The 6,629-nt window shown below is 50.3% G+C and carries 7 protein-coding genes; 4 read left to right on the top strand and 3 right to left on the bottom strand.

Features of this window, described 5'->3' with window-relative positions:
* Window positions 1-169: 169 nt before the first annotated feature.
* Window positions 170-883: a cytochrome c biogenesis CcdA family protein gene (locus tag AQR02_RS17095; protein WP_054941511.1), complete on the top strand. Its 714-nt coding sequence runs from the start codon at window positions 170-172 to the stop codon at window positions 881-883.
* Between the two features lie 23 nt (window positions 884-906).
* Here AQR02_RS17095 and splB read toward each other — a convergent pair whose 3' ends face one another.
* Window positions 907-1,983 (bottom strand): spore photoproduct lyase, encoded by a 1,077-nt coding sequence (gene splB / locus AQR02_RS17090; protein WP_054941510.1) that lies wholly within the window; start codon window positions 1,981-1,983, stop codon window positions 907-909.
* Window positions 1,984-2,173: 190 nt separating this feature from the next.
* Here splB and mntR point away from each other — a divergent pair, with 190 nt between their 5' ends.
* The 3 genes from mntR (at window position 2,174) to AQR02_RS17075 (ending at window position 5,525) form a co-directional block, all read left to right on the top strand.
* The gene (mntR, locus tag AQR02_RS17085) at window positions 2,174-2,599 is read left to right on the top strand and encodes a transcriptional regulator MntR (RefSeq protein WP_054941509.1); all 426 of its coding nucleotides are present in this window, start codon (window positions 2,174-2,176) and stop codon (window positions 2,597-2,599) included.
* 246 nt (window positions 2,600-2,845) lie between these two features.
* Entirely contained in the window at window positions 2,846-4,510 is a 1,665-nt protein-coding gene (locus AQR02_RS17080) for a family 10 glycosylhydrolase (protein WP_054941508.1), read from the top strand.
* Window positions 4,511-4,577: 67 nt separating this feature from the next.
* Window positions 4,578-5,525: a patatin-like phospholipase family protein gene (locus tag AQR02_RS17075; protein ID WP_054941507.1), complete on the top strand. Its 948-nt coding sequence runs from the start codon at window positions 4,578-4,580 to the stop codon at window positions 5,523-5,525.
* Window positions 5,526-5,620: 95 nt separating this feature from the next.
* Here AQR02_RS17075 and AQR02_RS17070 read toward each other — a convergent pair whose 3' ends face one another.
* Window positions 5,621-5,959 carry a hypothetical protein gene (locus AQR02_RS17070; protein ID WP_054941506.1) on the bottom strand — a complete coding sequence of 113 codons (339 nt, stop codon included), beginning with the start codon at window positions 5,957-5,959 and terminating at the stop codon, window positions 5,621-5,623.
* A gap of 7 nt (window positions 5,960-5,966) precedes the next feature.
* Window positions 5,967-6,629: DUF1385 domain-containing protein (locus tag AQR02_RS34430; RefSeq protein ID WP_245237516.1), on the bottom strand; the 663-nt coding region annotated here is incomplete at its 5' end.

Here is a 6,629-nt window from a genome sequence, read left to right as displayed (position 1 = left end):
CACCGCGAACAGCGGTACAAATCAAGAAATCTGCAGACAACAGCGGCCGGAAGTCCAAATATTCTCTGTAGCCACGGCTAATCCCCAAGGTGGAAAAATCACAAGTTTAATTTATATAGTAACCAATCTTTAGCGAAGTGACCCCGAATCCGGAAGGAGAGCTGCCGCTTTGTCCAATCTGAATGCAGGAATCGCTTTTGCCGCCGGAGTGGCGTCGTTTATCTCCCCATGCTGCCTGCCGCTCTATCCTTCGTATTTATCTTATATTACCGGATTGTCGGTCCAGCAGCTAAAAAACGGCAGCAACAGCAAAGAGGTCCGTTTCCGGACCCTCTCGCATACGCTGGCCTTTATCTTGGGTTTTTCTGCAGTGTTTTATACGCTCGGCTTCGGTGCCGGGCTGTTCGGGCAATTTTTCAACGGCCAGCGGGATTTAATCCGCCAGCTGTCAGCGATTCTGATCATCGTCATGGGTTTATTCCTGCTCGGTATATTCCAGCCGCATTTTCTGCTGCGCGAGCGTAAGATGGAACTCAAATGGAAGCCGGCGGGGTATGCCGGTTCCTTCATATTCGGCATCGGATTCTCCGCGGGCTGGTCACCGTGCATCGGGCCGATTCTGACTGCGATCATCGCGCTCTCCGCCAGTGATCCAAGCACATGGTTTGCCATGATCACAGCCTACAGCATCGGGTTTGCGCTGCCGTTTTTTGCACTGGCCTTCTTCCTTGGGGGTGCGAGACGCATTCTTAAATATTCTAACGCCTTGATGAAGGTCGGCGGTGCGCTGATGATCTTTATGGGCTTACTGCTGTTCACGGATCAAATGTTCAGGATTACGATCTGGCTGCAGGGAGTGACGCCGGACTGGATGATTTTTTAGCAGCAAGTTGTAGTAGGCGGTTATTAGGTGAAATAATCAATGCCTGCTTCCGGAAAATGTTCAAAAATCCGCTCTGTGATAAATTCACGCAGGGCGGTTTGTTGTTCGTCGGGATAGACATATTTATTCTGTCCCCAGCGGCCCCATTTCTTTTTGCGCTTCTCGATGTCCATCTCCAGCTTGGATTTCGGGTAACGTTTCTCGATGACGGCCTTGGCGGTCTTGGTGAACCGGTGCTGAATCATCTCAAAGGTCAGGCCTTTACCGGCGCCCGGCGGCAATGTCTCTGCCAGCTTGGACAGCAGTTCCCCGTAGCCCTCCTTCCAGCCATCATGCCAGATAATCGGCGCGATAATGAAGCCGAGCGGATATCCGGCATGGGCAACCTTTCCGGCGGCCTCAATCCGTTCTTCGAAGCGGGAAGTGGCAGGTTCAAAGTTTTTGATTACATAATCGGCATTGATGCTGAAGCGGATCCGCGTATGACCATTGTGCTTAAGCTTCAGCAGCGGGTCCACATGCTGGTATTTGGTAACGAAGCGCAGCCGTCCTAGCGGCTCAGCGGCCATGAAAGTGATCAGCTCCGCCAGCGAACCGGTAATATGCTCAAGCCCCAGGGGATCAGAGGTACATGCGGCTTCAAATGTAGTGATCTCGGGAGCACGTCCATCAATATATTTTTTGGCAGCGTCCAGGATATCGCACGTATTTACATATACTCTTATATAAGGCTTGGCACCAAGTGTGGTCTGCAGGTAACAATAATGGCAGTGGCCCATGCAGCCGGTGGCAATCGGTATCGCGTAATCGGCCGAAGGCTTGGACTGGTCAAAAGCCAGCGTTTTACGAAGACCCACCACAAGTGTCCGTTTGGCGATTTTATATTGCTCCACCTCGGTTTCGCCGGGCAGATTCGTAATCCGGTTATGCGACGTGGTCATCCGGTAGGGGATATTACGGGCTTTGACCCATTCCATGATCTGCTCCCCTTTGGGGTAATTCAGCGCATCCGGCTCAAAAAAAACAAGCTCAGGGATGAACAAACCGGTGGGTTTTCGTTGTCTTTTTGCGGCAGGGCGTTCAGGTGCTACGATCGTCATGAATTCACACTCCTTCGGATGATCATACCGTTAGTGTGCCTTTATCCGGGTCGCTGAAATCATGGTAAACATCGCTAACGGGGGCGGATCAGCACCGGAGGACTTGCCAAGGAGCGGCAGAAACATGTATCATTATTAGAGCAAGGTTGGCCCCCGTGCCATGCTCATTATAGAAAAGAGGTAAACTTGAATGCCAACACCCAGCATGGAGGATTATTTGGAGCGCATATATAAGCTCATCGATGAGAAGGGTTATGCGCGGGTCTCGGATATTGCCGAGGGATTGGAAGTACACCCCTCATCTGTGACCAAGATGATCCAAAAACTGGATAAGGACGAATATCTCATCTATGAGAAATATCGTGGGCTTGTCCTAACGAGCAAAGGTAAAAAAGTGGGGAAACGGCTTGTTGACCGTCATCAGCTGCTGGAGGAGTTTCTTGGCCTGATCGGAGTGCAGCAGGAGCATATTTATAAGGATGTCGAAGGCATTGAGCATCATTTGAGCTGGGATTCCATTACGCGGATTGAAACGCTGGTGGAGTATTTCCGCCGCGATGAAGAACGTGTAAAGACCTTATACGATATCCACCATGAACTGGTCAGCGATTCATAAAGAAGACTGTTTCTGTATCGTTTACCGCAACCTTTCCAGTTTTTTTACGTCAAAACGGATAACGTCCTTTAATGAAGTATAAGAAAATATAGACTTTTCGTTATACTTTTTCTTGTATTTCTGCAGAAAAACAGTTTCTGCCCTGACTCCGTTTTTAAAGAAACGGCCGTCTCCCTTATTCAAGGACGAGAAGGCCGTTTCTTTTTTTTGGTAAATCCATATTAATTTTTACAACTGGGAGGAATTATGAATTACCGTAAATGGATTTTGGGAGTATTGGTGTTAATGTTATGCCTGCCGGTGTGGTCAACAGATGCACGGGCGGCAGCGGTGCAGATTACAATTGAACTCGATGGAGAGACGCTGAGTACGGACGTGCCCCCGTACATTACAGTCTCTAATGTAACCATGGTACCGGTCGGCGTAGTCAGCAAAGGGCTCGGGGCAGGGGTAGAGTGGAATCAGACGAGCAAGACAGTGACGATCAGCAAGGGGGATACCGTGCTGAAGCTGACCAGCGGCAAGAAGACGGCTCTGGTTAATGATGCTTCTGTCAGCCTGGATACCTCCGTGCAAATCAAGCAGGGGCGGGTAATGGTGCCGCTGCGGTTTGTGAGCGAACAGCTTGGGCTGCAGGTGGTCTGGAATCAGGCGGCCAAGCATATCGCACTGTATTCAAATGCCGAGATCAGTAATCCAGCCGCTCCTACGGTTCCAGCTGTACCAACGGTACCCGCACCGACAGTACCTGCGCCAACAGTGCCTTCCGTGCCGTCCATCCCGGGTGTGAAGACGGGGAAGGAGATGAAGGGGGTATGGGTCTCCACCGTATTCAATCTGGACTGGCCGCAGGCAGCCTCGGCTAATAATGCTGCGAAGCAGAAGCAGGAATTCGATACGCTGCTGAACAAGCTCCAGGCGACAGGATTCAATGCTGTTTTTGTACAGGTCCGACCGTCGGGTGACAGCCTCTACGCCTCACAGCTGGTTCCCTGGTCCAAGGTGCTGACGGGAACGCAGGGAAAGACACCCGGCTATGATCCGCTGGAGTACATGGTTAGCGCGGCGCATCAGCGGGGCATGCAGATTCATGCCTGGTTCAACCCGTTCCGGGCAACAACGGACACCGGTGCGGCAACACTTGCCGGACTGGCCGCGAATCATGTGACTAAGCTTCATCCGGAATGGATCGTCCAAACAGACAGCAAACTGTACATAAATCCCGGCATCCCGGAAGCGCGCCAGCACATTATTGATTCCGTGATGGAGGTTGTCCGCGGCTACGACATTGATGGTATACATTTAGATGACTATTTCTACCCTTCCGGTGTTGCCTTTGCAGATGATGATGCGTTCAAATCGTATAATTCTAAAGCCATCGTGAGCAAGGCGGATTGGCGGCGGGACAATATTAACGAATTTATCCGCCAGCTGGGCCAGGAGATTCACACCGCAAAGCCTGCCCTCTCCTATGGAGTCAGTCCGTTCGGTGTCTGGCGCAACAAGAAAGTTGACAGTTCGGGATCGGATACCACTTCTGGCGTTTCCGCTTATGACAACATGTATGCGGATACCCGCACCTGGATTCAGAACGGCTGGATTGACTATATTGCTCCGCAAATCTACTGGAGTCTATCCTTCACTGCCGCCCGTTACGACAAGCTGGTGGACTGGTGGGTGAATGAAGTTAAGGGAACAGATGTTAAGCTCTACATCGGCCAGGCAGCCTACAAAGTAGGCGACACCAAACAGAGTGCAGAGTGGCAGAGCGGCGAACAGATCATCAACCAGCTGAAATATAATGAGAATTACGATGAAGTTGCAGGCAGTATTATGTTTCGGGCTAACGATATTGTCGTCCGTGATCCGTATGGGCTATCAAGCTTATTGGCCTTTTATTTTAAATCCTAAGAAGTCATTAAAGCTCCCCCGTGCTCATAGATAAGCAATAGATCTATGGAACGGGGGATTGTCGTGTATGGAGATTAACGCAGTATTTGAAGGCGGAGGTGTAAAGGGAGTAGCGCTTGCCGGAGCAGTTGAAGCTACAGAACGGGCAGGGGGGATCTTCAAAAGAGTGGCCGGAACCTCTTCCGGCTCCATCATCGCATCTCTCCTGGCCGCAGGTTATGACGGGGAAACGATGAGCCGTATAATTAGGCAGACCTCATTCACTTCATTTTTAAAGCGGGGAATGCTGTACAATACTGCTATTGTTGGTCCTGCACTGCATGTAATGATTAAGAAGGGGCTGTATTCCGGCGAGGCTCTGGAGGCGTGGATCCGGGGTATTTTACGGGATAAAGGCATTGTTACTTTCAGCGATCTGCCGCGAGGCAAGCTGTCGATCATTGCTTCGGATATCACGAATGGACGAATTATTGTGCTGCCCGACGATCTGGAGGATTACGGGATATCTCCGGCTGGATTTGAGGTCGCAAAGGCGGTACGGATGAGTTGCAGTATCCCGTATTTCTTCGATCCGGTGATGCTGCGTTTAAGCGGTCAGGCGGCGCAGGGTAAAACCTTTATGGAACAGTTTATTTATGTAGTGGACGGCGGCTTGCTAAGTAATTTTCCGCTATGGCTGTTCGATGAGAAGGAGGGCTTTATAAGCCCGGAACGCAGGACACCTACGATAGGCTACCAGCTGATCGGGAAGACGGAGCCGCAGGCGCACCGGATTACCGGTCCGTTCAGCATGCTGCAGGCGATGGTGGGTACGATGCTCTCTGCCCATGATGAACGTTATATTGAGAAAGAGAAGTTCGTGCGTACCGTCAAAATCCCAACCCTTGGCGTATCCACGACGCAATTTCATATCTCTCCAGAGCAGAGTGACGAACTGTATACAGCAGGAATGAAGGCAGGGGAAGAGTTTTTCAGACATTGGCGTCCGAACAAGAACAAGCTTTTTAAACATTAGAATGCTGGCTGTAATCAAAAAAAAGCATCCCGTATGATTGCTGACGCAACATCGGGATGCTTTTTAGCTGTAAGTTATACGTAAACAAGCAGCGGTTAATGATATTTGGGAAGATGTTCATCGTTCTTTCCCTTGCTGCCTTCAATCACCTGGAACGGGTACGTTTTGCGTTTGCCGGGAGCGGCTTGAGTCTTGCGGACTCCTGCAACTTTGGCCATAGTTTTCTGGGACGGCTTTACTTTGGGTCTTGAGCCGCCTGGACCATTCGGCTTCTTCTGAGTTAACCGGTAAGCATAAATCAGAAGGGCAAATAGCAGCAAAGTAGGAAGCAGCGTCCAAAACAGCCAGCCTAGGCCATAATCCATGATTCCCGTAACCAATCCAAGTACAGCGAGCGAAACTGCAATCCAAAAAATCAAAGCATGCCTGATCATAGGCCACTCATCCTTTCGCAGGATCCAATATGCCGCCTGACACACTTTCCTCCGCATATCCTTTTGCTTCAATTGCGGCGTCAAGCTCCCGCATCCGGTTGAACGAAGCGATGGATACTTCCACCATATCGTCTTTAGGTTCCTTCGTCGTAAGCAGCTGGAGCCACAGTCCCGGATAACCCAAATATTTCAGTCCCGGAATATCCCGTACGGCGTTGGTTCCTTTCAGAACCTCAAACGAAACACCGATGACAACCGGCAGGAGAATAATTCGTTGAAGAATGCGCTCCGTAAGGTTGCTCCAAGGGACAACAGAGTAGATTACCACGCCGAGTATGATGGTCAGCATCATAAAGCTGCTGCCGCAGCGGTAATGCAGACGGCTATATTTCTGTACGTTCTCAACAGTTAATTCTTCGCCGGCTTCAAAGGCGCTGATCACCTTGTGCTCGGCTCCGTGATACTGGAACAGCCGTTTGATCACAGGGGTCTGTGAAATGGCTGTCAGGTAGACTAACAGCAGAATCAGTTTAATGCCGCCCTCTACGAGGTTGTGCAGAATGTAGTTATCAAATGCATCTTTGAAAAGAAAATTTTCTACGAAAACCGGTACCAGCGTGAAAATGAGCTTACCGAACAGAAAAGACAATATCCCCATAACGGCGACACC

Origin of the sequence: Paenibacillus ihuae, from assembly GCF_001368795.1 — a bacterium.
Taxonomy (GTDB): Bacteria; Bacillota; Bacilli; order Paenibacillales; family Paenibacillaceae; genus Paenibacillus_AQ; species Paenibacillus_AQ ihuae.
Note: the sequence above shows the minus strand (reverse complement) of the source record. Positions and strands in the feature narration are given on the sequence as shown.